Raw genomic sequence first — 25,523 nt, 5'->3', positions numbered from 1 at the left:
AAGCGGATGGCTGATACATCGAATGCTTTCACCAAATAAAATTCGGCACTGACATTCATCGACACACTGTTGAGTTCTCAAAGAACACGCACACACCATGGTTACCGTGTGAACGGCAACGTCCGGGGCTTACACGCTCGAACCCCAGACATGGCTGATAACCTCTGCCTTGTCTGGGTTGTTCAGGACGTACTCCGTACAACCTCGTTGTCCCGGTTTGTGAAGACCGGGTCGGTGTCCGTGTCGCTCTGACTCGACAAAAGTTACGCGAAGACCAACGCTTACGCAAATCGCCTGGTCAGATGTAATTTTCGTGTGAACATCTAGGTCGGGCGTGCAGTCAGACGACGGCGATGGCGTCTATCTCGACCAACATCTCCTCGCGCGGGAGTCCCGTGAACACGGTCGTGCGGCTCGGCAGCACGTCGCCTGTCGTGTGCGCCGAGACGAACTCGCCATAGGCGTCGTTCATGATCGAGAAGTCCTCACGCTTGGTCAGGTACACGCGCAGCATGACGACGTCGTCGAACGTCGCGCCGCCGGCTTCCACGATTGCCTTGACGTTCTCCAAGGTTCGAGTGGTCTGCGCGGCGACGTCACCTGGGAACAGGTATTCGCTCGTCGCCGGATCCACCGGGCCCTGACCGGAAACCTGCACGAACGGCCCTTTCCGCACCCCCTGGGAGAAGGTGTGTGCCGGGGCCGGGGCACCGGTGGTGCGGATTTCGATCTTTTCGCTCATGATTTTCCTTCCATCGAACTGTCGTTTGTCAGTGAGCGGTCATGTCGATCGGGCGGCCGCCAGCCCAGTCCTTCGGAAATTGCCGCTGCCGTGCCGCGCACTGCGGGCAGCGCAGCCAGTACCTGCTGATGGTCGAGCAACATGTCCGGTACCGACATGGACACCGCGGCCACCACGTCTCCGGTCCCGTTGCGCACCGCGCAGCCGATGCAATTGACGAAAGACTCGTGTTCTTCACGGTCCTCCGCAAAACCCTGCTGGTCCACGAGCTCGAGCTCGCGCAGGTACTGCTCCGGTGTGCTGATCGTGCGTTCCGTGAACGGCGTGTACGTGATGCGTCGAGCGATCTCTTCTCGTTCGGCGCGCGGGCGGCCTGCGACCAGTATCTTTCCCACCGCGGTGCAGTGCAGCGGTGCCGGCCGGCCGACGCGTGAGTACATCCGCACGCTCTGCTGTGCGTCGAACTTGTCGATGTAGATGACCTCCCCCGCCTCGTACGTGGCCAGGTGCACCGTCTGGCCCGTGTCGGAGTTCAGTGCAGCGAGATGCGGTCGCGCGACGGTGCGCACGTCTCGCTGCTCGAGCGCGTGATTTGCGAGCTCGAACAGCCTCGAACCGAGTTGGTACCGGTGATCTGCTCCATGGCTGACAAACCTGTCCGATTCCATGGTCCGAAGCAGTCGCAGCACCGTCGTCTTGTGTACACCGAGGACTGCGGCGAGTTCGTCGAGTGACTTCGATCCGTCCCCGAGCAAACCCAGGATCGTAAGCGCCCTCGACAAGCTCTGGCTCACAACGCCGCCTCGGTGTGCACCGCTGCCACGGCCGCGTAGTCGAGTGTCGCCCACGCATTGTCGTCGATTCCGGCCAGTGCTGCCAGTTCGTCGTGCGGCAGGACTTTCGCAACATCACCGTGGCCGGTCAATGCGCCTGCGGCACAGAGATGTCCGAATCGCACACGCTGCGCCGCGCTGTATCCCATCAGGAACGCGGCCAGAAAGCCGCCGGCGAAAGCGTCACCTGCACCGATCTTTTCGACGACGTCGAGTGTCAATGCGGGGACGTCGACTCGCGCGACTCCCTCGAATGCCGTCACCGTGTGCGCATCGTTCTTGATCACCAGATGACGGGGCTCGGGAAACATCTCGCGTAGTTCCACTGGACTCGAGGTCCCGAACACCGAAGCGGCCTCGTCGGCACCCATCGACACGATGTCGCTACCGCGGACGTGCTCACCGAGGACGCGGGCCGCGTCGTCCGAACGCCCGGCCCACAAGGCCGGCCGATAGTTGAGATCGAAGCTGATAGTGGACGGGCCGGCCATCAGGCTTCGCGTCAATTGTTCCGCAGTGGGTGAGATGGCGACGGTGATGCCGGTGAAATGGACGATGTCGGCGCAGTCGATCGCCGCTCGCACCTCGTCGTGAATATCGTTGGGCGAGAGCGCAGTAGCAGCCGAAAGAGACCGGTAGTACGTCATCGCGCTGTCTCCCAGAGGCAGGTCGTGACGGTGATCGGACCCCGATCCGCGCTCCTTGATGTAGAGGCCCGTCGGCCGCCCGTTATCGACGATCACGCCCGCCGTGTCCACACCAGCAGCGTCGAGTTCCGCGACCAGATATCGGCCGAACCCGTCGTCACCCACCCGCGAGACCCACGCAGCCTCGATTCCCAGTTGGACGAGGACACGAGCCACGTTGGCTTCCGCACCTCCAGCCGTCCGATGGAACGTCTCCGACCGTTCCAGTGGGCCAGGGTCCGCGACGAGGACAGCGAGGCCTTCGCCTACACACACCACCCGGGGGGCTGCCATGTCCGTCTCCTCGAACTCTTGCGGGAATGCATCGTTGGATGCAGACTACAAATGAAAGACACGATACGCAACCGTCGTTGCATATAGCGCAACGCAGAACTCGAGGAGACTGACGTGATCGACACTGCCGGAGTCGAGGCGCTGAGTCGACGACTCCTGGGGCCCGAACACAAATCGCTTCCAGCGAGATCGTGGGGACAGAGCGCCGAGAGCTTTCTGGCCACCGCGCCGCGGCTGTCGGAGTTCACCACCCCAGTACTCACCCTCGACAGGACACGCATCGCATCGAACGTCGATGTGATGGCGCAGTGGACCGAGAAGGCGGGCGTCCTCCTGGCACCCCACGGCAAAACGACCATGGCTCCCCAACTGTGGAAGCAGCAACTGGATGCGGGCTGCTGGGCCATCACCCTCGCTACCGGTTGGCAAGTTCAGGTGGCACGCGCATTCGGTGTGGAGAGAATCGTTCTCGCCAATGCCGAAGTCGATCCTGTTGCTCTGAACTGGGTTGCCGCCGAACTGGACTCGCATCCCGAGTTCGAGTTCTACTGCTGGGCGGACAGCGTCGCCACGGTGCGAGAGATGAACCGCATCCTTGCCGACCACGGCGATCGACCGGTGTCCGTCGTCGTCGAACTCGGCGGCGAGCACGGACGAACCGGCGCGCGAACGACCGAGGAGGCCGTCGCAGTAGGACGGGAGATCGCCGCGTCACCACGCCTCGCACTGGCCGGTGTGGGCGGCTACGAGGGTGCCCTGAGCCACGACCGTTCCGAGGCCGGTCTCGCGGCAGTACGCACCTACCTCGACACTCTCGCCGCACTGCATCGCACCTTCGATGCCGAAGGACTGTACGGCGATCACGCCATTGTGACCGCAGGCGGGAGCGCGTACCAGGATCTGGTGGTCGAACGCCTGCATTCTCTGACCTCGGGCAACGGCGTGCGCACCGACGTCGTGCTCCGATCCGGGGCCTATGTGGCGCACGACGACGGCTTCTATTCGCAGATCTCACCGCTGACTCCCGCCCGAACCGAGACGCCGTTGGTTTCTGCGATGCACGGATGGGCGCGAGTGGTGTCACGCCCCGAGCCCGGCCTCGCATTGCTGGACGCAGGTAAGCGCGACTTTCCTTTCGACGAAGGAATGCCCGTCCCGCAACGTGTTCGAGGTAATGAAGTCCTGGATCCGGCCGCGGAGGTGACGGCACTCAACGACCAGCATGCTTTTCTTCGACTACCGGCAGACGACGCCGGCACACTTCCGGTGGGGGCGGTGCTGCGGCTCGGCCTCTCGCACCCCTGCACTGCGTTCGACAAATGGCGTCTGATCCCCGTCGTGGACGACTCGGACAGCGACGACCCACTCGTGGTCGATCTGATACACACCTTTTTCTAGGAAGCAGAACTTGATGGCGGACACACTATTTCGCGGGTTCGACGTCATCGACGGCACCGGTTCCGCGCGGCTGCGTCGGGACGTTCTCGTCCGTGATGGCACCATTGCAGCACTCGTCGAGCCCGGAAGCCTTTCCAGTGCAGACAGAATCGTCGATGCAGCACCAGGTCACGTCCTGTCCCCCGGCTTCATCGACATGCATGCGCACTCCGATCTGGGGTTGCTGACCGATCCTGGGCACTTCGCCAAGATCAGCCAGGGTGTCACCACCGAGGTGATCGGACAGGACGGCATCGCGTACGCGCCCATCGACGATGCGACGTTGGACGTCATCCGGCGACAGATCGCCGGGTGGAACGGCAATCCCGTCGATCTGGACTTCTCCTGGCGAACGGTTGCCGAGTATCTCGCCCGACTCGACCGAGGCATCACCCCGAACGCCGCATATCTGGTTCCGCAGGGAACGCTGCGCTACCTGGCCGTCGGTGCCGATCGACGTCCCGCAACGCCGTCCGAGATCACCCACATGCAGGAGTTGCTGGCGCAGGGCCTGCAGGACGGTGCCGTCGGAATGTCGAGCGGACTCACCTACACACCCGGAATGTATGCTGGCACAAGCGAATTACGAGCACTGTGTGAGGTAGTGGCAGACTTCGGCGGGTTCTATGCTCCCCACACCCGGTCGTACGGCGCGGGTGCACTCGACGCCTACCAGGAGATGCTCGATCTCTCCAGAGAAACCGGATGCGCCCTGCATCTGACCCACGCAACGATGAACTTCGGTGTCAATCGTGGGCGGGCACGCGAATTTCTCGATCTTGTCGACTCCGCGATCGCCGACGGCTGCGACGTCACGCTCGATACGTATCCGTACCTCCCCGGGGCCACGACTCTGTCTGCGCTGCTGCCGAGTTGGGCGATGTCGGGTGGGCCGGACCGAGCGCTGGAACGACTCGACGATCCGGCCGAGCGTCGCCGCATAGCGCAGGACGTCGATGTCGACGGCTCGGACGGCTGCCACGGAGTCACCGTCGAGTGGGAGACGATTCAGCTCAGCGGAGTATCGAACCCGGAACTCGACCGGTACGTCGGTCGCACGATGGCCGACATATCGGCGGACGAAGGGCTCGAGCCGGTCGACGTGTTCTTCGACTTTCTACGCCGCGACGCTCTGGCCACGACCATCCTGCAGCACGTCGGGCACGAGGAGAACGTTCGCGAGATCATGCAGCATCCGCGCCACATGGGCGGCAGTGACGCCATTCTCGTAGGCGAAAAGCCACATCCGCGTGCGTGGGGAACGTTCCCCCGCTATCTGGGCCACTACGTGCGGGACGAGCGACTGCTCTCACTCGAGGAGTGCATCAATCACCTCACGGGTCGTCCGGCTGCACGGTTACGACTGCGCAGGCGCGGCACGATCGCCGTGGGTCATGCTGCCGATCTCGTGGTGTTCGACCCGGACACCGTTCGAGACACCGCCACGTTCGAGGAGCCCAAACAGCAGGCCGAGGGAATCAGCCACGTGATGGTCAACGGCTCGTTCGCGATAGACGATTTCCTTCCCACCCACTCCTTGGCAGGCCATGCCCTGCGTATGGACTCAGCCAGAAAGCAGACGTCGTGAATGCACTGACGGCAATTCTCGAAGACCGCGCACTCGCTGTGGTGCGCGCGCCGCGCATCTCGGATCCCGCCGCACTCGCACACGCCCTGGCCGGCGGCGGAATTCGCGCCGTGGAGCTCACGTTCACCACGCCGGGAGTCCTCGACCTCATCCGCGCCGCATCCGATGCGGGTGCCATCGTGGGGGCCGGAACGGTCCTCACAGCCGATCAAGCCCGGGCCGCCCTGGACTCGGGTGCCAGTTTCGTCGTGACACCCGGGCTGCGGTCAGACGTCGCCGCCGTGGTGACCGCCGCGCGCATACCGCTGATGATGGGGGCACTCACCCCGTCCGAGGTGATGACCGCGCTCGACCTCGGTGCAGACGCGGTGAAGATTTTCCCGGCGCGCACCGTCGGACCGGCCTATTTCAAGGATCTGCTCGGTCCGTTCCCGGATGCACGTCTCGTCCCGTCCGGCGGCGTCAACGCCGCAAATGCCGCGCACTTTCTGGCAGCCGGAGCAGTGGCTGTAACTGCCGGCACGGATGTGGTGCCGCCGAATTCTGTTGCTACCGCTCAGTGGGACGACATCGCAGCACGGGCCCGGGCATTCGTCCACGCCATCGAAACCGCCAACGAGAAAGAACTGTCATGAATTCTGCCGTCGACTGGCTGAGAACCTCGACACCCGGCCTTCTGGTGCTGTGCGGTATAGCAATCGCCGTGTTGCTCGTCGTGATCATCAAGATCAAACTGGAACCGTTCGTCGCACTGCTCATCGTCGGACTCGGCCTGGCCCTGGCTGCCGGTCTTCCGGTCAATCAAATCGTCGGAACCGCGATCAAGAGCAACGAGTCGTTGCTCGAGACCGGCTTCGGCGGAATTCTCGGGCATATCGCCGTCATCATCGGCCTCGGCACCGTACTGGGGGCCATACTCGAAAAGTCTGGCGGCGCACAGGCGTTGACCGCCAAGTTGCTCGGAATCTTCGGTGAGCGCGGCGCACCCGTCGCGATGGGCCTGCTCGGATTGATCTTCGGTATCCCGGTGTTCTTCGACATCGGCATCTTCGTGCTCGCCCCGCTGGTGTACGTCGCCGCGCGCCAAGGCGGAAAGTCGCTGGTGCTGTACGCGTTGCCGATGCTCGCCGGCTTGTCGATGACGCACGCATTCTTGCCGCCGCACCCCGGGCCGGTGGCACTCGGTGGACTGCTCGAGGTCAATCTCGGTTGGCTGATCCTGTTCGGCTTCATCTGTGGCATACCCGGATTCATCGCTGCGGGCCTGGTATGGGGAAACTGGATCGGTAAGCGCGTCATCGTCGAGGTTCCGGACGACTTCATCAACGATGGGGACGACTCGCCCCGCGACTCGAACGGTGGCGCCGGTGCCGTCACCACTGCACGACCGGTAGTCACGACGCCTCCCTCGGTGGGCACCATCGGCGCGATCATCGCAGTGCCGCTGGTCCTCATCCTCGGTGCCACCTTCGGCAGCATCCTCCTCGACCCGGGCAATCTGCTCGAGGTGCTGACATTCTTCGGCACTCCGGCCGTCGCACTTCTCATTGCCGTGCTGATCGCGTTCTACGTTCTGGGTATACGCCGCGGGTCCACCGTTCAGGAGCTGAGCAAGCTCACAGGTGAGTCGTTGCGCCCGGTGGGCATGCTGTTGCTCGTCGTCGGCGCGGGCGCTTTCTTCGGAAAGGTCATCTCTGCCACCGGGATCGGCACTGCACTGGCCGACACCATGGCGGCGGCAGGTCTACCGATCATCGTCCTGGCGTACATCATCAGTTGTGCACTGCGTGTCGCACAGGGTTCGGCCACCGTCGCGATCGTCACCACCGGTGGCATCGTGGGCCCACTCGTCGCAGCGCAGGACTATTCGGCCCCCGCCGTCGCATTGATCGCCATGTCCATCGCAGCGGGCTCGATCATCGCGAGCCACGTCAACGACGGAGGCTTCTGGATCATCTCGAAGTTCTTCAACCTCACCGTCAAGCAGACGCTACAGACGTGGACCGTCCTCGAGACGATTCTGTCCGTGGTCAGCTTCGCGGTCGCCGGCATTCTCTTCGCGATCATCGCCTAGCTCGACGGCGCGGTCGGGTGTCGACGTGGGCACCTGATCGCGCCACTGGGAGTGCACCTGATCACCGACGAAGTGCGTGTTCTCTGCCGACATCTCCCGGCTCCCCGACCGTCCGACGAGATCGTCTATTCGATCGTCCAGGCTGTGGGCGCGAGCCATGGCGTCCGACGTACGTGCCTCACCCTCCGAAGATTCGACCAGATCGGCCAAACGAACCAGCGCAGCAACTCGTCCCGTCAACTGGGTCCATACGACTTCCAGTGCGCGGCGACGTGATTCGACCTGTTCCGCCGTGTCCTCGTCGACCATCGTCCGACCTATACGGATCAACTCGTCCCCTACCGAGCGCAAAGACGTTGCATCGACCGAGACTTCGGCGAGCTCGACGAACAGATCGACCTGGCTTCGCTGAAACTCGAAGTACGTCGACTGCCACGCCGGCGAGCGATGTATGCGATCGAACGAGGTGCCCGCGAGAAACAGCAGCGTGTCGTAGCGGTCCGAGAATCGGTCGTCTTTGCGATCGATCAACTGATCGACCACCCCGGCTGCCCACTGCACCCGTTTGTCGATGGGCGTTCTACGTGCAAGCGTGCTGACTCGATCCTTTGCGGCGTCCGCCAACGTCAGACCTCGCTCGGCGAGCACCCCGTATTTGATGGGTGCGGGCGTGTGCATCAGTGCATCGAAGACCGCGTCGCGCTGTTCCAGGTCGAGATGAATACCTTCGCGACGTTCCTTGCGTGCCGCGCGGACGCCGTTGGCGTAGTGCCGGTTCGACATCACCACCGTGGTTCGCAGATGCTCGATCCGCTTGTTCGACTCCGCGACTCGCAACTTGTAGACCAGGGCCGCGCCGGGCTTACCCGACGAATCCTTGGCACGCCATCGATCCCGCTCGTCCACCAACTGCCGCAAGGTTCCGAATCCCCCGACCGACGGGAGAGAACGCCCCGCACGCCACCGAGCGATGAGCACCGTTCTGGTTGCTTCATCGACCCTGCCCGCCGCGACGGCCGTTGCGGCGGCGTCGGACAACGGCTCGGAATGGCCGGGTAGCCGACAGTCGGCACAGAGGCGATGCACCCGGTCATCGAATCGAGCGCGCTGCTGTGCCGAATCGCCTGCATCGAACTGAGACATCATTTCTCCTCGGTCGCACCGCGGTCCGGCGTGCTCGCCGTCGAGTGTTCCAGAAAGTTCAGATCAACCCCTTCAGGGTTTCCTCCGTGTGAGGCTTCTTCTCGGCCAGCAAGGTGCGCGCCTCGTCCAGCCCCTCCCAGACATTCCACATCAGTACCCCGCGCACGACGGCATCGTCGTCGAGGTAGTAGACGACGCCTTCCTTGCCGATCGTCTTCCAGTCCTCCACCGTGTTCAGCGACGTTGCCACCGTTCCGATTGCCTGGTAGCCGTCGTCGTACACGTCGGAGTAGAAGTACGGAGTGTAGGTGTAGGCCGCGCCGGCACCTGCCATGTTGCGACCCGCCGCTTTGCCCATCTCGGTTGCGTTGTCCACGTGCTCGATGCGTCGGCGACCGAGAATGGCGTCCGGATAGTTGGCCACGTCGCCGGCCGCGTAGATGTGCTCGTCCGCGGTGCGCAGGAACTCGTCGACGACGATGCCGTTGTCCACCTCGAGACCTGCCGCCTCGGCCAGGTCTGTGCTGGGCCGGACACCGAGGCCGAACACCACCCCATCTGCTTCCACCGCGGACCCGTCGTCCAATTGCAGCTGGACACGAGCCGACGCCTCCGCACCCGACGTGACCTTGGTTCCTCGGCGCACGGTGACCCCGTGATCGGAGAACCCTTTGTCGAATCCGGCGGCCAGCGAGCGGGGGAACATGTGGCTGCCCACGACGTCGTCGGACGTGACGAGCGTGACTTTGACACCCTGTTGAGACAGCGCTGCTGCGATTTCCGTTCCGATGTAGCCGCCGCCCACCACCGCTATATGCTCCGCGGTCTCGGTCAGTTCCCGCAACATCCGGTAATCGGCGAAGGTGCGGAAGTAGATCACTCGCGGACTGGGCGACAGGTCGATTTGCGTCGGCGCTGCGCCGGTTGCGAACAAGAGCGTTGCGTACTCGTGGTTCTCGCCGTCCGCTGTCGTGACCGCCTGCTTCGACCGGTCCACCGACGCGATACGCGTACCCGTATGGACCTCGGCACCGGTGTCCGAGGCGGTACCGAGCGGAACCTGATCACGGCCGAATTCGCTGTCGGTCCACAACTTCTTCGACAACGCGGGGCGCGTGTACGGCTCGTCGGAGTCGGCTCCGAAGATCCCGATGGAACCCGTTGCGTCCTGTTCACGAATCCCACGAGCAGCACTGTCGGCAACCATTCCGCCGCCGATGATCAGGTAGTCGTATCGCATCGCTCACTCCTTGCACGTGGGGGTATCGACGACCTGGCTACCCGGAACCGCGTGAGCGCAACCACTCCGACGCCTCGGTTCGGAAGGCCGGAACAAATCGAACCGAACGAACTGTATGCAGCATCACACCCCGTAAAGGTTGGCCCAGGCCCGTCCAGTGGGCATCTTGGTTTGCGAGACGAAACATCGCGTTCACACATTTTGGGTTGTAACGGTTCGGCTCGGACGAACGACTCACACCTCAGGACGCGAACAAAAGGAGACGATGTGACTGTTCAGATCGATTCGCTCGCAGCCGGCACCAGCAATGCCGACAATGCGATCGCAGACGTCGACCAACTCTTCGACGAAGTTTCAACGCTGGACGCCAACATCCTCGACGCCATCGAGCGCCGCACCCGCTTGGCGCGCACCCTCGCTGCCGTGACGCCCGACGCTACCGTGTCGGACACCACAGCAGACCCCTACGCCGATCTCGGCAACGACGGCCGAGTTTTCTCGCGGATGCTTTCCCGCCTCGCGCAGATCACCCGGTAACGTCCTTCCCCCTTTATTTCGCAGTCCGCGGCCCCGTCGAGCACGTCTCGGCGGGGTCGCGTTGTGTCTGGACACGGCACCGGTGAATTTGTCGACGGACCGTTGTCAGTACCGGCACGACCGTTGTTCGACGGTCGTGCCGGTACCCGACGAATAGGTGTCATCCATGTCCCGTTTGCTGTTCGCCAATATGCCCGTCCGCGATGTCGTGGCCACCCGCGCATTCTTCGAGGGTCTCGGCTTCGAGTTCAACGACATTTTCAGCGACGAGAACACCGCCTCGATGATCGTCAGCGACCAGGCGACGGTGATGTTTCTGGCCACATCGAGGTTCGGGGATTTCATCTCCGATTCGATCTGCGACACGACGTCGGCTCGTGAGGTACTGATGTGTATTTCGGCCGACAGCCGCGCCGAGGTCGACTCACTCACGGACGCGGCCATCGCTGCGGGTGGATCGAAGTGGATGGAACCGCAGGATCATGGGTTCATGTACGGCCGAGCATTCCGTGATCTGGACGATCACGTGTGGGAAGTGATGTGGATGGACCCCTCGGCCGTTCCGACGAGCTGATGTCGCTCAGAGGCGGTCGGGCAGTCCGAATCGATCGAACAGCGACAGATCGAAGAAGCAGGCGACATGCCCGACGCCTCGAGCGTCGACGTCGAGAACGTGTAGTTGGAACGGTCGATGTATTCCGTCCTCGCCCACCATGTAGAGCCCGTACGCAGGTTGACCGTTCGCTGATGTTGCCACCATCCGCATGTCGCCCGCTCCCTGTGCGGGGCAATTGTTTCGGATGAGAGATCCGATCGTCTCGGCTCCCTGATACCAGCCGACGAACGGGGGCATCTCCCACACCGCGTCCGAGGTGAAGAGTGTGACCAGCCGGTCGATGTCGTAACGCTCGAAGCACTCCACGTACTGGGCCAGGAGCTGGCGCAGTTCGGCAGATTCGATGGGTTCCACGTTGTCCAGTTCCGGAGCGATCTCGTCGAGTCGCTCGCGGGCCCGCTGCAGGAGGCTGTTGACCGCAGTGGTCGTCGTGGCGAGAACCTCGGCGACCTCGGAGGCCTTCCACTGCAACACCTCGCGCATCAACAGCACTGCGCGTTGTCTCGACGACAGATGCTGCAGCGACGCGACGAACGCGAGCCGAACCGACTCCCTCCCCACCACCAACGTGGCCGGGTCGTTCGAGTCGGCCAGATCCGAGTCGGCAATCGGTTCGAGCCACGGCACCTCGTTGTTCTGCACGAGTTCGTCGGTCGGGCCCGAACTCGGCGCGCCCAGCCCGGTAGGAAGCGGACGCTTGGCTCGCCCCTCGAGGGCGGTGAGGCACGTGTTCGTTGCGATTCGATACAGCCAGGTGCGCAGCGACGATCGACCCTCGTACTTGGCGTACCCCCGCCAGGCCCGGATGTAGGTCTCCTGGAGCATGTCCTCGGCGTCGTGGATGGACCCGGTCATGCGGTAACAGTGCGCCAACAGCTCGCGACGGAACGGATCGAACTGCGCGACGAAGTCGTCGTTCTGCACAGATGCCACGGTCATGCGGAAGAGCTTAAACCGGGTTCGGTCGCATCGACGGCCGATCGCGCGCCACCGCCGGGATTGGTCGGGCCTCTGGGTTAACCTCGGCTCGTGACATCGCTCAGCAGCATCGACGACTTGGTAGAAGAGCTGTATCTGCATCGTCGTCGCGCGTGGGAAGCCGCACTCGTCACCGCACAGAATTTTCTGGAGACCATCGCCGACGAGATACTCGAAGATGTCGACCGAGACAGACTCAATGCCCAGACCGCGCGGATCAAGGACCCTGGTAGATCTGCCGACAAACTCCGTCGATATCTGTCCGAGGGACGCATCAGCGAACCGCACGACGCCGACGCCGTGGCCGACGCACTGCCCGATCTGGTCGGCATCAAGGTGCTGTGCAAGACCCCACGGGACCAGCTCTCGTTCGTCACCGCACTCGAGCGCGCGTGTACCGATCCGAAATGCTCGGTGCGGTTCGCGCAGCCGCCCACCGACTACGTCTCGTTTCCCAAGCCGAGCGGATACCGGGCATATCACGCTGTGCTTGTCGTACGAGTGGCCACTCATCAGGGCGACCTCGACGTGAAGGTGGAGGTTCAGGTCAAGACTCGGCTGCAGGACGCGTGGGGCGAGCTGACCCACGAGGACATGTACAAGCCCGGTGAAGCACTCAAACCGACCAAGAAGCACACGGATTACGCCGCGCACATGGCGCACCTGCTCGATCAAGTCGACGCCATGGCCGACGATCTCGCCGCGCAGCTCGACTCGCTGACCGCCGCCTCGAAGGACGGCAGCGTGGTGGCACCCGACCCGATCCCCAAGGACCCCGACTTCATCCGGGCACGCGTCACGCGCACCGGCCCTCGCTACGCCCTGGCCGTCGGTCCGGACGGGCGCCGTGGGCTCGTCCCCGCACGGTCGGTCAAAGCCGTGATCGGCTCGACCGATCGCATCGCAGTCAACGATTACCTCGAGGTGGGCGACTACATCGACGTCGTAGTGGAGGACTCCGAGGACGCGCTGTACTACCACCTGACCTCGCAGCCGCCGCGGCGCACGCAAGGAAAGAAACGCAAGCGCTGACCGGCGTTTCTCAGGAAGATCTCACGTCGGTCCGGTAGACATGCCATCTCGTGACCACTACCGAGAAATCCCAGGTCGTCACCGACGGCGATAGCGTCGCCGCAACTACGACCGGCACACGTGCCATCGGCCGTCTGCGCAGGAGACTCCGGTCTCCCGATGTGATGGTCCCGACCGTCGCGTTCGTACTCCTTGCATCGCTGTACTCGACGATGTCCGTTCTCGGCCACCGTCAACTGCGCACATCGGGCTTCGACCTCGGAATATTCGTGCAGCAGGTCGCGTCGTACTCGCAGTTTCGGGCTCCGACCTCCGATCTGCTGGGCACCGGCTACAACACCCTCGGTGATCACTTCTCGCCGATCACGGCCCTGCTGGGTCCGGTGTATCGCGTCTTCCCTCATGCCGAGACGCTGCTCGTCGCTCAGGCGGTTCTGTTCGCGCTCGCGGTGATTCCGATCAGCCGATTGTCGGTGCAGAAATTCGGCACTGTCGTCGGAACAGTGATTGCCGGCGCGTTCGGCCTGTCGTGGGGCGTACAAGCCGCGCTGAACTTCGACTTCCACGAAGTGGCCTTCGCGATGCCGTTACTGGCGATGTCCCTGGTGGCTCTCGTTCGCGAACGCTGGGTGCCCGCTCTGGCCTGGGCTCTTCCGCTGGTGTTCGTCAAAGAGGACATGGGTTTGACGGTCGTCGTCATCGGCGCACTGGTTGCCCTGTTCACCACCGGCCGCACGCGCATCCTGGGCGCGATGACCGCGGTGTGGGGGCTGACCTGGGTGATAGTGGCCGTCAAGGTGATCGTTCCGGCGCTGAGCTCCGACGACTCGTACGGCCAGGGCTCGAAATTGCCGCCCATCGGCGAAGGGATCGCCGATACCGCGCACGGGCTGGTTGCTGGAGACTCCCGTGCCGCAACGGCGTTTCTGCTGCTTTCCGTCACGGGGTTCTTCGCGCTGCGCTCTCCACTCCTGCTGGTCGCAGTACCGACGGTTGCCTGGCGTTTCCTCAGCGACAACACCAACTTCTGGAAACCGATCTACCACTACAACGCCATTCTGATGGTGATCGTCTTCGTCGCCCTGATCGACGCCTTGGCACGCAGCGAGCGCCACGCCCAGCTGACCGAACGAGGTCGACGAGCGATCGTCGCCTTCGTCGCTGCTTTCGCATTGGTGGCACTACCGTTCCTGCCCATGTCGCGGATGGTGCACGCCGAGGAGTGGCGTGTCGATCCACAAGCAGCCACTGCCCGCGACATCTCGGCGTGGATCCCGGCCGGTGACCGCGTTGCAGCGTCGAACAACCTCGTGGCACAACTCGTTGCCGACCACGACGTCTCGGTGTTTCCGCAGCGACCGACCGACTCGACCGTCCCGGACTGGATCGTCGTCAACCGAGAACGGCCCGCGGGTTGGCCGACCGACGAACGCGGCGATCGGCAGGCGATCGACCGGGCACTGACCACCGGATACGACGTCGTCTACTCCGTGGACGGTATCGAGGTGCTGCACCGCAACTGATCGGTCCCTACTAAGGTTTCGATCAGTTCGGGCATTTCGATACCGCGGGGTTCTCGAACTCTCGACATTCGACCGATCACGACAGCTACGGCAAGGTAGGTACAGGACATCGACGCTCGAACCGGCGACCTCGGCACCACCCGAACAGCATCGAAGCGGTCACCGTGGAATCGGAAGAATCCGTACCGCGCGCAGGTGTCGAGCAACCGATTGCTGTCCGGTCCCACCTCTGCGAAAGAAGTACGACACTTCTCGATCGACCTCGGTGACAGCGGAATCACCTACGAGGCGGGAGACGGATTCGGCGTCAAACCCGTCAACGACGCCGCACTGGTCTCGGCCGTGATCGACCGTCTCGGTGTCCCCGCAGACACGGCCGTCCACACCAAGTCCGGAGAAATCAGCCTCGCCCAGGCCCTGACCACCGAATACGAAATCGGCATACCGTCGATGGACCTGATAGAAGCCATCGCCGAGCGGGCCGGTGACGCCGAACTGGACCACGTGCTGCAGAACGGCGACCGGGCGTCGTTCGACGCGTGGACATGGGGACGCGACGTCGTCGACGTTCTCGACCTCGATCGGTCGGGTGCTCTCGACCCCGCCGAATTCCTGGGCCTGCTCCGTCCCCTGCAGCACCGCGTCTATTCGATCTCGTCGTCGCCGACAGCGCACGAAGGAAGCGTTCACCTCACCGTGTCGACCGTGAGATACCGATCGGCCGAGCGAGATCGCGGCGGGGTGTGCTCGACGTACCTGGCAGATCGCGTCGGCAACGCGCAGGAAGCGGGAGTGTTTCTCTCGGCCAACAAGTCGTTCCGACTCCCTTCCGACGACACTCCGATCATCATGATCGGTCCGGGCACCGGAGTAGCACCGTTCCGTGCGTTTCTGCACGAACGTCGGGCTCGCGGTGCATCGGGCCGAAACTGGCTGTTCTTCGGAGACCAACATCGAGCGAGCGACTTCCTCTACGAGGACGAACTCACGGACTTCGAGCGTGACGGTCTGTTGACCAGGCTGGATCTGGCGTTCTCGCGTGACCAGTTCGAGAAGATCTATGTGCAGCACCGCATGCGCGAGGCCGGAAAGCAGCTGTACGGCTGGCTCGAAGAAGGCGCACAGATCTACGTCTGCGGAGACGCGTCACGCATGGCGCAGGGAGTCGACGAGGCACTCCACGAGGTCGTCGCCGAACACGGTGGGCGCTCCTCCGACGCCGCGGAGGACTACGTGAACGACCTCAAGCGCGCCAAGCGCTATCTGCGCGACGTCTACTGACGGGCCGTTCTTGTCGGACCCCCTCGCTACCGTCACGGGCACAGCAATGAAGTTCTCGTCCGAGTAGAGGGTGTGCACCGTGAACGCAGTGCAGAACGACCATTTCGACTCCACCACCGCGCGTGCATGGGGCACGTTCACCGAGAATCTGCACGCGCACCTGCGGTCGCTGCCGACGCGGGACTACATCACTGTCACGGCCGCGCAGGCCAGCCCCGGCGAGCGTGGGCTCCGGCCGTACATCGACATCGCAGCAACTCGAGACGGGGCTCTGGTGTCGATCGCGTCGCTGCCCTCCCTGCTGTATCCACAGGCACCCGAGTCGGTCACCCTCGACGTTCAGTTGCTCGACTTCGGGTGGCTGGACCGCGGCAAGCCCGTCGCAGACGGGTCGGTCATCGATCTCACCCGAACGGATTCGAGGGCCGACGCTGCTCTCGTCGCCGAGATGGTGACCCGGGCGTTCCGCGAGCTGTGGAACGTGCCCCACCCGTCGTTTCTCAGCGTGTGGGGCGTCGCCGCAGACGGAGCCGCCTCGGGACCGATCGACCTCCAGCGCGGAATCATCGGCGCCCGATCCAGCACTGCCCAGGAAGGTCGTGTCGACTCGACACCGACCGATCCCCCGTCCGACATCACCGACGTTCCCGACGAACTGCGATCACTGCATACTCTGTGCCAATTGACCGGTCGAAAGGTCGACGCGCAAACAGTGCACTCGGTGTGCGTGGGGGCGGACATCGACGAACTCGGTGTGCACGCGCTCGCCCTGCATCGCTCGGCGGCCGCACACTCCGACCGCAGCGCAGCCGAGGGAACAAGGCCCTCGATCGCGGTGTGGACGGGACTGGCCCGAACCTGGCTGTTGGTTGCCCGCAGTATCGCAGCTGCAGCCGGATCGGACCGGCACGCCTGTCGCTGAACTGCTACAGAATCCTTCGACGCAAACCGCTGGCCCGCAGGACCTGCCGTTCGACTCCGGCTCGGATGGCCTCCTCGGTGCCGATCACCCGTACATGCGACCGCGCACGGGTGATCGCGGTGTAGAGCAACTCGCGAGTGAGCAGAGTCGATGCCTCGGCGGGCAACAGAACCGACACGGTGTCGTACTGGCTGCCCTGGCTCCGGTGAATCGTCATCGCGTACACGGTCTGGACGGCAGAGAGGACGTTCGGGTGAATGAGAACGTGGCCGCGACCCCGCGCGAAAGCAGCCATCGGAGTTCCGTTCTCACCCGACACCACAACACCCGTGTCTCCGTTGTAGATTCGCGCTTCGTGATCGTTGGCCGTCACCAGCAGCGGCTGACCGGGGTACCAGTAGGCGGGGTCGAGGAAGGCCTTGTTCGCTTCTCCCACCCACTCGAGTGCCAGCCGATCCCACAGCGCAACGCCCCACCGCCCCTCACGGTGCGCGCACAGAAGTCGATGCTTCTCCAGTCCCAGCAGCGCGGCGGCGGCGTCACCGCGGGTTGCCGCCGCTGTGACCTCGGCGGCGGTGTCGACCACGTCGGCCCGCAATGCGTCGGTGTCCTCGGGTGCATGGAACGAGATCTGGTCGTCACCGGATTCGAGTAGTTTCATCACCTCGTCACCGCGGCCGTCTCGAACTGCGACGGCCAGACGGGCGATCGCGCCACCGAATCGTCGACCGCGGCTGAGCCGAACCACTCCGCCGCGCAACCTGTCTCGCTCGAACGCACTGAGCGCCGCCTCGTCCGGATCCTCGGCTGCGTCGAAATCCGCGTCGACCAGGTGCGCCAACACAGGGTTCTCGGTGCCGGTGACCGGCCGTGCGACGAGGTCGGCCAACACTGCTCCGGCGTCGACGGACGTCAACTGATCGGGATCGCCCACGAGTATCAACCGCGATTCCGGTCGAACTGCTTCGAGCAGGCGACACATCATCGTCAACGACACCATCGACGTCTCGTCGACGACCACCACGTCGTAGGGCAGTCGATTGTGGGAGTCGTGACGAAACCTCGTCTTGCTGCCCGGTTTCCACCCCAGCAGGCGATGCAGAGTCATTGCTTTCAGTTCTGCCGGGAGACCCAGCAGTCCCGCTTGCTCGGCCACCGACTCCTGCAGACGGGCGGCAGCCTTGCCGGTGGGGGCGGCAAGACCGATTCTCACATCGCTGCCGTGTTCTCGAACCAACAGCGCCAGAATCCGAGCCACCGTGTGGGTCTTACCGGTGCCCGGCCCGCCGGCTATGACAGTGGTCCAGTGCGTCGCCGCCAGGGCTGCTGCAATGCGTTGTCGATCGGGAGGGGTGGTGGGTGCGCCGGATTCGTCGATGAACAATTCGGCCAACGCACGGTCGATCTTTGCACCGTCGACGACGGGGTGCGACTGCGATCGAGCGTCGAGTATTCCTCGAACTGTGTTCTCCTGCAAGTGATATCGATCCAGGTACAGCAGTTCACCCAGGTCGGTGCGCACCAGCTTCAGCGGCGTCAGCGGCCCATTGACGCTGCCGACCACGAGCGGGCTGACCGCCAACCCGTCGAGAACGTCGGACAGATCGGGCCAGGGAAGAAGGCTCGGATCCACGTCCGATTCCTCGTCCACCGTCACATCCCGCAGGCGCTGCAGGTCCAGACATATCGATCCGGATCGCACTGCGCGCACCGTCAGAGCCGTGGCGAGCAGCACCAGTTCGGAGGCTTCCCCGGCCAGGGCACCGAGCCGCAACGCCACGTGCACGTCGGCCGCTGTCAGTACACCGGCGTCGTTGAAGGACCGCAGAATTCCGCTGCCTCGCAGCGCCGTCGAGACACTCGTCATCGTTGTACCTTTCCGGCGAGCAGATCCGACAACTCGACCACCAGTGCCGCGGGCGGATCCCAGTCGAACACACCGCAGCCGGCCGGAGTCTGCGGCCCCACCATGCCCCGAACGAACAGGTACCGTACTCCGCCGAGATGCGTCTCCGGCCGGTAGTTCGGTTGCCGCCATCGCAAATATCTGTGCAACGCAACGGCATACAGAATGGCCTGCAGCGGATAGTGCGATCGCATCATCTCCTGCGCCATCTTCTCGCGCGTGAAATTACCGGTCGTCAGATCGCCTCGGGCCAGGCGGTTGGTCTTGTAGTCGACCACGATGTAGCGAGGGCCGGGTACCCGAAGAACGGAGTCGATACTTCCGGTGAGAAAGCCGCGCAGTGGGGTGGCTTGCACTGAATCGAGCAGATCGGCGTAGTCCGCGAGGACATCCGCCGGGTCGAGATGTCGACGCAGCAGCTGCGCAACCGATGTCAGAGTCACGCTCGAGTCCACCGGGTCGTCGCCTCCGGCCAAAGGCAGTTCGAAATCCAGCTCGGCCAGGTGGTCGTTCGGCGCGATGTCGGCCAGCGTCCCGAAGCCCAGCGGTGTCTGCATCACCGGCAACAGGGCGGCTGCCAGAGCCGTCGGATCGACATCTGCCATCCGTGAGGCAACGGCAGCTCTGCAGCGTTGCTCGAGTTCGGACAGTAGATCGGCTGCGGAGGTATCGACGTGTTCGAGGGCCTCGTGCACCAGCGTTCCGAATGCGGCACCGGCCGGCATTCCGTTCATCGGTGACGCGATCCCGTCCACGGACTCGTCCGGGTTCGCGCTTCCCAGCGGAGGTTCGACAGGCTCATCCGCTTTCTCGGGCCTCTCGGCCTCACTGGTCACCCCCACCTCCGGCTCGACGGGCGACGCATCGTGCGCGTGAGCCGTCAAGGCCGAGTAGGACGTTCGACGCCACAGCAAATCCAGAGCACGCCCGAAGCGAGCGGCAGTGACGTCGCGGTGTTCCTCCTCGGGTCGAACCCACTGCTGATCCGAGGGTGGTGTGGGGCCGACTGCCTCGATCGAGATCAGATCCGCTGACGGACCGACCCAGGATTGCACGCGGTTGGCGGTAGTGGCGTCGTCGAGCACCTTGTACGACGGCTCCGGCTGCGCAATCCCCGGAATGCGGCCGAACAGCATGCGGTGCAACGACGACGTAGCAGTGTTGCGTCCCGGTGCCCACCACAACACCACCTGGCACTGGGCTCTGGTGAGTCCCACGTACAGCAGCCGTAGTTCTTCTCCGGCTTCTTCACGATCGTTGACAAGCTTTCGTGCTGCGTAGCCGGCCCCGGAGGGACCGCCGACGTCCCGGATGCGATGGCCGTCCTCGTGCAGCAGCAGGGTCGACGGTGAGCTGAAGTAGAGCGTGTCCCAGGCGTACGGAAGGTAGACGACGGGAAATTCCAGCCCCTTGCTCCCGTGCGTTGTCATGATCTGCACTGCCGCCGAGTCACTGTCGAGCCGGCGACTGCGATCGGTGGAACCGCCGGCTGTCGGCTCCTTGATTCGATCGGTGAGCCACCGAGTGAGAGCGGTGATTCCGTACGATTCGGATACCGCTGCGCGATTGAGCAGTTGGGCGATGTGCCGCAGGTCGGTCATCGTGCGCTCCCCCGCCTCGACCGCGAGCAACCGAGCATCGAGACCCGACTGCGCCGACATCCGCTCGAACACTGCCGCGAAACCCGCCTCGTCGAACAGCACGGAGTACTCACGCAGCCGGCTGCTCACCTGCGACAGAGCGTCCTCGGCCCCGGAATCGAGTTGGGCGGCAGTCCAACCGAGCAAAGGTGTCAGGGCTGCGAGTCTGACGCGGTCGGTGCGGTGCGGTTGTTCGATCGCTTGCAGTAGCCACAACCAGTGTCGAGCACTGTCGGTGCCGAAGACGCTGGTGCTGCTCGACACCACCGACGGCACACCCACTGCGTCGAGCGCATCTCGAATCAGCGCAACCTGTTTGGTCGTGCGAGTCAACACCGCGATGTCCCGCGGTTCGACCGTCCTCGGCCCGTCCGGCCGGTCCATGACGGCGTTCCCGGACAGGAGCGTCACGATCTCGGCCGCCACATCTGCAGCCACCCGAGAGCGGAGTCGATCCACCGCCGGAAATCCCGAACGCAACGGTCCTGCTCCGGTTCGGGGCAGATAGCGCAGCCGCAACGGAGGATGTCCTGTCATGCGCGAGAACGGGTTCCGCGCTTCGACGCGATGGACGACGATGTCGTCGTGTCCGAGGGCGGCACCTCCGTAGAGATGGTCCAACGCGTCGAGGAGCCCGGAGTCGCTACGCCAGTTCGCCGTCAGCTCGTACAGATGATCGGCCGACTGCACCGCATCCAGATAACTCAGCACTTCGGCACCGCGGAAAGCGTAGATGGCCTGCTTCGGATCTCCGACGAGGATCAAAGTCGTGTAGCCGTGAAAGGCCCGGCGCAGGATGTCCCACTGCATGGGGTCGGTGTCCTGGAATTCGTCGATCAACACGACACGGAACCGGTCTCGCACGCGCGCGCATGCTGCCTCCCCGTGCACGGGATCGGACAACACCGAGTGCAGCAGTCCGAGTAGATCGTTGTAGTCGCGGATGCCGAGAAGACGTTTGCGACGCTCGACCTCACGGCGGGCCTCCCGAGCGAACTGCACCCGCAGGGCGGCTTCCCGGTTGCCGTCGTCACCGTCGAGGTCGTCGATGTCGGGGTACAGGATCGACTGTTGATCTCCGACGGCTGCCGCGGCCAGTTGTTGGGCGTCGCGTCGCCCGAACGGTGGTGCCTCGTCGTCGCCGCTGAACATCTGCAGATACAGATCGTCGACCACCTGCTCGAGCAGATCCGACACCGACTCGACGAACGTGGATTCGGGTTCGCGCTCACCCGCGATACCCAGCCCGTCGAGCATGCGTTGGCAGAAGCTGTGCGTGGTGACGATCGTCCCGGCGTCGAAGTCCGACAGCGCTTTACGCAGTCGCCGGCGCCGCCTGTCCACTTCCTCGTCGTCTGCCGCGGCGAGAAAGGCGACGAGAGGGTCGCGCGCACCACGCGCAGAGTCCGGATCACCGAGGTCTCGGGCGATCGACGCGAACCGGCTGCGGGTGCGATCGCGCAGTTCCTGGGTCGCGGCGCGACTGAACGTCACCAGCAGTAGATCCGAGATCTCGGCCAGTCCTTCGGCGATGTACCGCGCCGCAAGTCCGACGATCGCGTACGTCTTGCCCGTTCCGGCGCTGGCCTCGAGCACGGTCGTCCCGGTCGGCATCGGACCGAGGAGGTCGAATCCGCGTGCGGCGGTCATGCGTTCCCCATGTTCTCTGCGGTCAGCAATGGATCCCACAACCGGCGGGAGAGAACTCCGAAGCGGCTCTGCTCGTTCGCGGGGTCGGTCTCGTCGTCGAGAGGGCTCGGATCGAGCAACGTTCCGAACGAGAGCGACGGGCCGTGCACGTATCGCAACGATCGGTCGGTGCCGTCACCGAAATCGCCGCGCCACGCCCAACCGGCAGATTCGTAACCGTCCTCGATCGATCCGCCGCCGAACCGCTTCTCCGCGTAGGCAGCTGCTGTCCCGGTCGAGATCGGCAGCGGCGCAACCAATCCGCGATCCCGCAGGTCCACCACGTCGCGGAGTACCGCGAGGGGATTCGGAGGGGTCGTCAGGCGGGACCGGCGAGGCGGACGCATTCCGCTGGCGCGCCCGATGGTGACCGCGCTCCACTCCCCCGGCTCGGACGCTGCCACCGCCAGCAGACGCACCCACGCCGCGAGCCTGTGCTTGGCCGCCAGCCGTGAATAGGACGAACGCACGAGTGTCCGGTCGTGAATGCCGGTGACGGTACCGGTCAGACGTCGCCCATCACCGAGATCGACCACGATGTCGGTGGTCTCGGCCGGGCCTACGTGAAACGGCGCGGCCGCGTCGGCGATGATTCCGACGACTCGGCGGATGTCGGACATCTCGCGTCGACCTTGATGAAACGGAGGCAACGTGCCCCGCCGCCACTCGGCGTCGGCGAATTCGCCGATGTCCGTGCCGGCCAGCACCGCTGCCAACATCCGATCGCCGATGTTCCACCGAGACAACGGATCCAGTTCGATGTCGAGACTGTCCGCCAGATCGTCTTCGAGCTCGGGAACTCGAAACCCGAGACGTTGACGCAGAAATGCCTGAACCGGATTCTCCACGAACGCGATCACGTCGGCGAGTTCCACGTCGCCCGAATTCGCTGGGGGCAATGCATCTGGCAAGAACAACGGCACCGGTACGGACGGTCGCTGCTGAGACACTGCGCCCGCCAACGCCACCGTGTCGAAGCTGAACGGGTGTCGGGCCTCGAAATTCCGAGGATCGAAGGGCTGCAGTGGATGCCGGTGTTCGACGCTACGGCCGGCGGTCACGTCGAGAACGTCCATCAACTCGCGCAGTGGGATCGCGGGCGGCTTGGTCGATCCGTCGACGGGGTCGGCACCGGTGTAGAAGAGCAGTAGCTTTTCTTCGGCGGACATCACGGCGTCGAGCAGTAGCTGTCGGTCCTCGCTGCGGATGTCGCGTTCGCCGACGGCCGGGTCTCGTGCGAGGACGTCGTCTCCGTCGAGGCTGCCGACGCGGGGAAACACCTCGTCGTCGAGACCGAGAAGGATCACGACGCGGTGCGGGACCGATCGCATCGGCACCATCGTGCACACGGTGAGCTCTCCGGTGCGAAAGTTCGCTCGGGTGGGGCGGCCGGTGAGCCGGCCACCGAGCATGGCGCGCACATCCGCCAGCCGCAACTCGGCGGTGTCGCCGTGCTCGGTGGCTTCGGCGATCTCGCGATGCGCTTGCGCCAGTTGCCATTCGTCGGCGGTGGGCACGTCGGCGAGCAGATCGAGGGTGCGGCCGAGCTGCCGCGTCCATTCGGTCACCGGGGCGCGCCCGGACAGCGCCCGTAGTACCGAGGCGAGCCGGTCGACCAGCTCGGCGAATCGGCCCGCAAGTCCGATGTCGTTACTGTCCACGTCGTCGAGGGGCAGCGCGAGGTCGAGATAGTCGTTCCCACTCTCGTCCGCCGCTACCCCGAGGAGGATACGGTCGAGTGCGGACTTGAAGGTGTTCTGCCGAAAGTTGTTCAAACCGAAGGATTCTCGTTGTCGTACCGTCAAACCCCAGCGGGCTCCGGACGTGGCGACCCATTCGCGGAGGCGTTCGAGGTCGTCGTCGGTGAACGAGAACTTCTGCCGCACCGGGCCGCTCGCCGCGAAATCGAGTAGTTCGCTGGCCGTCACTCGCCCCTCGGAAAAGTCGAGCACCGTCGCCACCACATCCAGTACCGGATTGGTGCGACGCAGGCCCCGATCGGCGAGCCGGACCCGCAGTCGATGACCGGGATGCACCAATGTGGCCTGGCCGAAATTGGCACGGATCAGCGGCGCATAGGTCTCGACGTCCGGGCACATGACGAGCACGTCACGGGGTTCGAGAGTCGGGTCGTCGGTGAACAGATGCAGCAGAGACTCGCGCAGCACCTCGACCTGGCGGGCAGGCCCATGACATGCGTGAATCTGCACGGTGCCGTCTGCGAGCGCCGGATCGCCGTCCGTCGTTGCGTGGGAGGGCACTTCGTCGCCGGCGATGTCGGATTGGATCGTTCCGAGCAAGGTCCGCGTTGGTTCGGGCCCTTCGTGGTGCACGGTGTGATCGGTGATCGAGCCGATGGTTGCCTGCAGTTCCCGCACGTCGCGCGACAGACTCGCCAGCAGCGGGTGCTCGACGGCCAGAGCGGTCACGTCGTCGCGCCGTCGGGTGGCCGCCGGGATGTCGGCGAGTGTGGCCCACATCGACGGGCTGGGGTGTGGGATCCAGATGTGGACGTCGCGGTGGTGCGCGAGCGCGTGCAGGATGTCGAGTTGGTCGGCGGTCAGCCGAGTCGGACCGAATACCGACAACCTGGACGGTAGGTCCACCGCGCTCGGTTCCGATCGCAGTGTCGAACACGTATCGGGAAGGCGCTCGGCGGGACTCGGACTGCCGATCCGCTCGCGTACCAGGCTCCATATCCGCGGTTGCCACGTCAGGTCGTCGTCCAGTTCCTGGCCGAGCCCGTCGGTGAATCGTCCGGCGCGCCAGTCGCGCAGCATCTGCGGTCGCTGAGATCCATAGGCGCGGAACAGCTCCGCGATGTGCGCGGCCGTCGACCAGCGGCGCCCTACCCGATGATCGTCCGACCCCGAACCCAGATGTTTGGAGAGCACCGCGGCCCAAGGTTCGGTGCGACAGTCGTCGATCACCGACAGCGCGGTCCACAGCACTCGATTGTGAGACCACGGGTCGTCGTCGGGATCGATGCCGTCGACCTCGGAGATGGTGCGCGCGACCAACCTCGCCGGGCTCGGAAACTCGATGTTCGCGGCTATTCCATCACCGTCGGGAGCGCCCAGGACGCTCGACAGACGTTGGGTGAGCCACCGCTCGACACCTCTTGCCGGCACCGACACGATTTCGGGCACGAAGGCATCGGGCAACGGCTCCGACAGAACATCGGCGAGGGCTGCAGCGAGCGTTCCTGCACGTTCGGCGCGGTGGAGCGTCAACACGGTCGAAGTCCCCTGCCTGCTCGTCTGAGAACGCCCGAATTCGGACTGGTGACGACCCTACTCGAGCCACCGACAAGTTCTGTCCGGTGAGTCGAGCCCTCGGCACCGGTCCGTATGTGCAGAACC

General features: G+C 64.3%; 18 protein-coding genes and 1 pseudogene. 10 read left to right on the top strand and 9 right to left on the bottom strand.

Annotation, left to right across the window (positions count from 1 at the left end; genetic code table 11):
* Positions 1-340 precede the first annotated feature (340 nt).
* Genes CH268_RS27020 through CH268_RS27010 form a run of 3 tightly spaced genes read right to left on the bottom strand, consistent with a single transcriptional unit; the run spans position 341 to position 2,555 of the window.
* Complete coding sequence (locus tag CH268_RS27020; RefSeq protein WP_032372898.1) at positions 341-742, bottom strand: RidA family protein; 402 nt, start codon at positions 740-742, stop codon at positions 341-343.
* Positions 739-1,536: an IclR family transcriptional regulator gene (locus CH268_RS27015; RefSeq protein ID WP_052056490.1), complete on the bottom strand. Its 798-nt coding sequence runs from the start codon at positions 1,534-1,536 to the stop codon at positions 739-741. Before CH268_RS27015 ends, CH268_RS27020 begins: the two co-directional genes overlap by 4 nt.
* Positions 1,533-2,555 (bottom strand): sugar kinase, encoded by a 1,023-nt coding sequence (locus CH268_RS27010; RefSeq protein ID WP_094666404.1) that lies wholly within the window; start codon positions 2,553-2,555, stop codon positions 1,533-1,535. Before CH268_RS27010 ends, CH268_RS27015 begins: the two co-directional genes overlap by 4 nt.
* 114 nt (positions 2,556-2,669) lie before the next feature.
* Here CH268_RS27010 and CH268_RS27005 point away from each other — a divergent pair, with 114 nt between their 5' ends.
* The 4 genes from CH268_RS27005 to CH268_RS26990 are packed head-to-tail and all read left to right on the top strand — an operon-like array spanning position 2,670 to position 7,654.
* Complete coding sequence (locus CH268_RS27005) at positions 2,670-3,953, top strand: alanine racemase (RefSeq protein ID WP_094666402.1); 1,284 nt, start codon at positions 2,670-2,672, stop codon at positions 3,951-3,953.
* Positions 3,954-3,966: 13 nt separating this feature from the next.
* Positions 3,967-5,580 (top strand): N-acyl-D-amino-acid deacylase family protein, encoded by a 1,614-nt coding sequence (locus CH268_RS27000; protein WP_094666401.1) that lies wholly within the window; start codon positions 3,967-3,969, stop codon positions 5,578-5,580.
* Entirely contained in the window at positions 5,577-6,215 is a 639-nt protein-coding gene (locus tag CH268_RS26995) for a bifunctional 4-hydroxy-2-oxoglutarate aldolase/2-dehydro-3-deoxy-phosphogluconate aldolase (protein ID WP_094666399.1), read from the top strand. The genes CH268_RS27000 and CH268_RS26995 overlap by 4 nt, the downstream gene beginning before the upstream one ends.
* Positions 6,212-7,654, top strand: a complete 1,443-nt coding sequence (locus CH268_RS26990; RefSeq protein WP_094666397.1) for a GntP family permease — start codon at positions 6,212-6,214, stop codon at positions 7,652-7,654. The genes CH268_RS26995 and CH268_RS26990 overlap by 4 nt, the downstream gene beginning before the upstream one ends.
* Here the strand turns inward: CH268_RS26990 and CH268_RS26985 are convergent.
* The gene (locus CH268_RS26985) at positions 7,571-8,797 is read right to left on the bottom strand and encodes a hypothetical protein (RefSeq protein ID WP_094666416.1); all 1,227 of its coding nucleotides are present in this window, start codon (positions 8,795-8,797) and stop codon (positions 7,571-7,573) included. The two genes, CH268_RS26990 and CH268_RS26985, sit on opposite strands and share 84 nt — an antisense overlap.
* Before the next feature lie 58 nt (positions 8,798-8,855).
* On the bottom strand, positions 8,856-10,037 hold the full coding sequence (locus CH268_RS26980) for an NAD(P)/FAD-dependent oxidoreductase (protein ID WP_094666396.1): 1,182 nt from the start codon (positions 10,035-10,037) through the stop codon (positions 8,856-8,858).
* Positions 10,038-10,304: 267 nt separating this feature from the next.
* Between CH268_RS26980 and CH268_RS26975 the strand changes: the two genes are divergently transcribed.
* Entirely contained in the window at positions 10,305-10,574 is a 270-nt protein-coding gene (locus CH268_RS26975) for a hypothetical protein (RefSeq protein ID WP_032364406.1), read from the top strand.
* 166 nt (positions 10,575-10,740) lie between these two features.
* Positions 10,741-11,148 (top strand): VOC family protein, encoded by a 408-nt coding sequence (locus tag CH268_RS26970; RefSeq protein ID WP_032372903.1) that lies wholly within the window; start codon positions 10,741-10,743, stop codon positions 11,146-11,148.
* 6 nt (positions 11,149-11,154) lie between these two features.
* Here CH268_RS26970 and CH268_RS26965 read toward each other — a convergent pair whose 3' ends face one another.
* A complete protein-coding gene (locus CH268_RS26965) occupies positions 11,155-12,129 on the bottom strand; it encodes a sigma-70 family RNA polymerase sigma factor (RefSeq protein WP_032383227.1) in 975 nt (324 codons plus the stop codon).
* Positions 12,130-12,219: 90 nt separating this feature from the next.
* Between CH268_RS26965 and CH268_RS26960 the strand changes: the two genes are divergently transcribed.
* From CH268_RS26960 to CH268_RS26945, 4 genes and pseudogenes are all read left to right on the top strand, one after another.
* Entirely contained in the window at positions 12,220-13,200 is a 981-nt protein-coding gene (locus CH268_RS26960; RefSeq protein ID WP_027497694.1) for a GTP pyrophosphokinase, read from the top strand.
* A 50-nt stretch (positions 13,201-13,250) separates the two neighbouring features.
* Positions 13,251-14,723, top strand: a complete 1,473-nt coding sequence (locus CH268_RS26955; protein WP_176458072.1) for a DUF2079 domain-containing protein — start codon at positions 13,251-13,253, stop codon at positions 14,721-14,723.
* Positions 14,724-14,861: 138 nt separating this feature from the next.
* Positions 14,862-16,004: pseudogene (locus CH268_RS26950) on the top strand (sulfite reductase subunit alpha); the annotation flags it as partial.
* A 79-nt stretch (positions 16,005-16,083) separates the two neighbouring features.
* On the top strand, positions 16,084-16,926 hold the full coding sequence (locus tag CH268_RS26945; RefSeq protein ID WP_094666392.1) for a TY-Chap domain-containing protein: 843 nt from the start codon (positions 16,084-16,086) through the stop codon (positions 16,924-16,926).
* A 4-nt stretch (positions 16,927-16,930) separates the two neighbouring features.
* Here the strand turns inward: CH268_RS26945 and recD are convergent, their stop codons facing one another.
* The 3 genes from recD to recC are packed head-to-tail and all read right to left on the bottom strand — an operon-like array spanning position 16,931 to position 25,397.
* Positions 16,931-18,793 (bottom strand): exodeoxyribonuclease V subunit alpha, encoded by a 1,863-nt coding sequence (recD, locus tag CH268_RS26940; protein ID WP_094666390.1) that lies wholly within the window; start codon positions 18,791-18,793, stop codon positions 16,931-16,933.
* Complete coding sequence (locus CH268_RS26935; RefSeq protein WP_094666388.1) at positions 18,790-22,122, bottom strand: UvrD-helicase domain-containing protein; 3,333 nt, start codon at positions 22,120-22,122, stop codon at positions 18,790-18,792. The genes recD and CH268_RS26935 overlap by 4 nt, the downstream gene beginning before the upstream one ends.
* The gene (gene recC, locus CH268_RS26930) at positions 22,119-25,397 is read right to left on the bottom strand and encodes an exodeoxyribonuclease V subunit gamma (protein ID WP_094666386.1); all 3,279 of its coding nucleotides are present in this window, start codon (positions 25,395-25,397) and stop codon (positions 22,119-22,121) included. The genes CH268_RS26935 and recC overlap by 4 nt, the downstream gene beginning before the upstream one ends.
* Positions 25,398-25,523 lie beyond the last annotated feature (126 nt).

It is taken from the genome of Rhodococcus sp. 06-1460-1B (genome assembly GCF_002258475.1).
Lineage (GTDB): Bacteria > Actinomycetota > Actinomycetes > Mycobacteriales > Mycobacteriaceae > Rhodococcoides > Rhodococcoides fascians.
This window is presented reverse-complemented; position numbering and strand designations above follow the sequence as displayed.

Excerpts from the sequence above, each read along its gene's own strand:
- CH268_RS26970 (WP_032372903.1), top strand. The coding sequence starts at position 10,741 with ATGTCCCGTTTGCTGTTCGCCAATATGCCCGTCCGCGATGTCGTGGCC.
- CH268_RS26985 (WP_094666416.1), bottom strand. The coding sequence starts at position 8,797 with ATGTCTCAGTTCGATGCAGGCGATTCGGCACAGCAGCGCGCTCGATTC.
- CH268_RS26965 (WP_032383227.1), bottom strand. The coding sequence starts at position 12,129 with ATGACCGTGGCATCTGTGCAGAACGACGACTTCGTCGCGCAGTTCGAT.
- CH268_RS27000 (WP_094666401.1), top strand. The coding sequence starts at position 3,967 with ATGGCGGACACACTATTTCGCGGGTTCGACGTCATCGACGGCACCGGT.
- CH268_RS26990 (WP_094666397.1), top strand. The coding sequence starts at position 6,212 with ATGAATTCTGCCGTCGACTGGCTGAGAACCTCGACACCCGGCCTTCTG.
- CH268_RS26935 (WP_094666388.1), bottom strand. The coding sequence starts at position 22,122 with ATGACCGCCGCACGCGGATTCGACCTCCTCGGTCCGATGCCGACCGGG.
- CH268_RS26980 (WP_094666396.1), bottom strand. The coding sequence starts at position 10,037 with ATGCGATACGACTACCTGATCATCGGCGGCGGAATGGTTGCCGACAGT.
- recD (WP_094666390.1), bottom strand. The coding sequence starts at position 18,793 with ATGACGAGTGTCTCGACGGCGCTGCGAGGCAGCGGAATTCTGCGGTCC.
- CH268_RS27010 (WP_094666404.1), bottom strand. The coding sequence starts at position 2,555 with ATGGCAGCCCCCCGGGTGGTGTGTGTAGGCGAAGGCCTCGCTGTCCTC.
- CH268_RS27020 (WP_032372898.1), bottom strand. The coding sequence starts at position 742 with ATGAGCGAAAAGATCGAAATCCGCACCACCGGTGCCCCGGCCCCGGCA.